We start from the raw sequence: 2,523 nt of genomic DNA on the forward strand, positions 1-2,523 counted from the left end.
GATTCGCCGGCCGATCAGGAACGCAGGCCCCCATTGCGCCCGCGAACTCGGGCAGCGCCACGGAAGCCATGCCGCCGATGGCCGGCGTACGATGCCCGAGCCTGGCCAGCGCCATGCCGGGCAGCACGACCAGCAGGCCGCCCAGCGGAACCAGCGCGCCGGCGACGAACAGATACGCCGACGTCGTGCGCGAGGCCACGCGGGAGGCCACGCGGGACGGCATGCGAACGTGCCGGGACAGCAGGCGCTGCAGCGGTATCGCCAGCAACGCGGCCGCCAGCGCCTGCATGCCCAGATACGCCAGCAGCGCGCCGGTTGCCTCGGTCGCGCCGTTGCCGTGCGGCAGCACCGCCAGCGCGGCCAGTTGCACCGCGCCGCCGGCGACGGCAAGCAGGGCCTCAAGCATCGTCGCTCCCGGACAGCCCCCGCGCGGCGCCGCCCTGGCAGCGCTGCAGCAGGCGGCGCAGCGGTTCGGGATCGCCATCGGCGGGCACCGGCAGAGTATGGATGCCGATCCGTCCCCGTTCGAAATCGATGCCGAACTGCGCCTGCAGCATCCGTTCGATCCGCAGCAGATAGCCGGACGCGGCCTCGCCATCGGCCAGCGGCATCAGCGTCGTCAGCACGCGTTGCGGGCCGCCCTCGCAGGCCCACCCCAGATCGAGCGCGCGGCGGCTGCGCACGGCTTGTTCGAACCAGTCGGCGCTGTGCTCGTCGGCGCCGAAGGCCAGCGCCACGACGGTGCTGGCGATGCCTGCCTCGCGCCGCAGTCGCGCCAGCCGCGCATAGTCCAGCGCGAACTCGTGCGGGCAGTCGGGCAGCACGCGCTCGACCGCGCGCGCCGCCTCGGCATGCTCGACGCCGTCGGCGTAATAGCCAAGCAGCACCAGCAGCAGTTCGAGGTTGTCGTGATGCAGCGCGAGGAACGGCATGCGCTCGATGACCAGCACGCCGAGCAGGCGATCGGGACCGGCCAGTACCGGTGCCACGGCGAGGTAGCGGCTGTGCACGCCATCGCCGCCATCGCCGCCATCAGCGCGGCGATGCGCCAGCTGACGGGTCTGCAGACAGCGCCGCAGCAGCGGATCGCCGGCATCGAGCCTGCAGCCCGGTCCGACCGTCGCCGCGGCTTTCGGCAACACCCGCTCGCCGTCGCAGCGATAAAGCGCCGCGGCCTCGAGCTGACAGGCCTGCGCGGCCAGTTGCATCATCGGTGCCGCCGCGGCCAGGGGCCGGGGCGGCACGCGCTCGCCGCGTACCGCCGCCAATTGCGGCTCGACCCCGGCCTGCTCGGCGGTCGCCGCGCGCAGCCGGGCCAGCGTATCGCGCAGCGTGGTGGGCCGGGCCAGCAGATCGCTTTCGAGCCGAGCATGCGAGATGCGCAGCAGATAGTGCTGCCTGGTCAGCGCCGCCAGGCGTTCGTCGAGATAGCGGTGGATCGAACGCTGGCGCGCCAGCCGGCTGGCGCAAACGTCGCCGAACTGTCCGGCCAACAGCACCAGCAGCGTGCCGCCGATGAAGAACGGTCGCGGAAACGCCCCGGGCTGGGCGCCGATCCGGTGGAACAGGAACCAGCCGCCGAGCAGCATCAGCGCCGCGCCGATGCCGGCCAGCGTGCCGTAGCGCAGCGCCAGTACCAGCGGCAACAGCCAGGCCCAGGGAAAGCCCAGGTCGAGCAGCAAGGGATTGCCGGGCATCGCCGCATAGCACAGCGCCATCGCCGCGGTCATCAGCACGGTCAGTTCCAGCACGGCGCCGCGGGCATTGCCGGCGCCCATGGCGGGCGCCAGCCATGCCGCACGGACATCGTCCGCCCGGTGGATCGGACCGATCGTGCCCGCGGCCGCGCGCCGGTCGCCCATCGCCGTTGCACTCATTCGCTTCTCCGGATCCAACACTTGCCTGCTGTCAGCGTGCGCGGCATCAACCGCGCACCCGCCGCGGGTTCTCCCGCGCTTCACGCCATTCGGACCGCACCGGGGCGACCGGGTGACGACGCCCGGCAAGGGCGGCGTGCGCAGGCTTCGGGCACGCGAGGGCGCGATAGAAGGCGACTTCCAGATCGTCGGCGCCGAGCGCGCGCGCCTGCGCCGCGAAGGCAATCAGGTCCGAAGGCGCTGCCGGCATGGCCGCGGCCTGCCGCAGCAGCGTGCGCTGCTCGGACCGATACCGCTGGCGGGCCGGCATGTCGGCCGCGGCGGCATTGGCCCGTTGGCGCGCCACATCGAGCCGTGCACGCAGCATCGGCAGCGCGACCTCATCGGTCACGGAGGAATCTATTCCGGCCAGCAGCGTTTCGGCGTCCTCCAGCCGGCCCTCGCGCGCAAATTGCTCGGCCAGCTCCGCCACCAGCGCGGCATCGGGCGGCGAGACACGCAGCCAGGCCCGCAGATAGTCGAGCGTCGCTCCATCCATCGAGCGGCCCGCATGCAGCCCTTCGCCGAGCAGCCGCTCGCGCAGCGGCTCGCGCGGGAACATCAGCGCGAGACAAATCGTCACCGCGGCCACGATGGCGGTGGCGAA

At 72.6% G+C, this 2,523-nt stretch carries 1 protein-coding gene and 2 pseudogenes; all 3 read right to left on the reverse strand.

Annotated features, from left to right (window positions below):
• Window positions 1-406: pseudogene (locus AC6EI8_RS26045) on the reverse strand (hypothetical protein); the annotation flags it as partial.
• Window positions 399-1,877 (reverse strand): PelD GGDEF domain-containing protein, encoded by a 1,479-nt coding sequence (locus AC6EI8_RS26050; protein ID WP_498383333.1) that lies wholly within the window; start codon window positions 1,875-1,877, stop codon window positions 399-401. The pseudogene AC6EI8_RS26045 and the gene AC6EI8_RS26050, both read right to left, overlap by 8 nt.
• A gap of 46 nt (window positions 1,878-1,923) precedes the next feature.
• Window positions 1,924-2,523: pseudogene (locus AC6EI8_RS26055) on the reverse strand (hypothetical protein); the annotation flags it as partial.

The organism is Cupriavidus sp. R6-3, assembly GCF_059772245.1.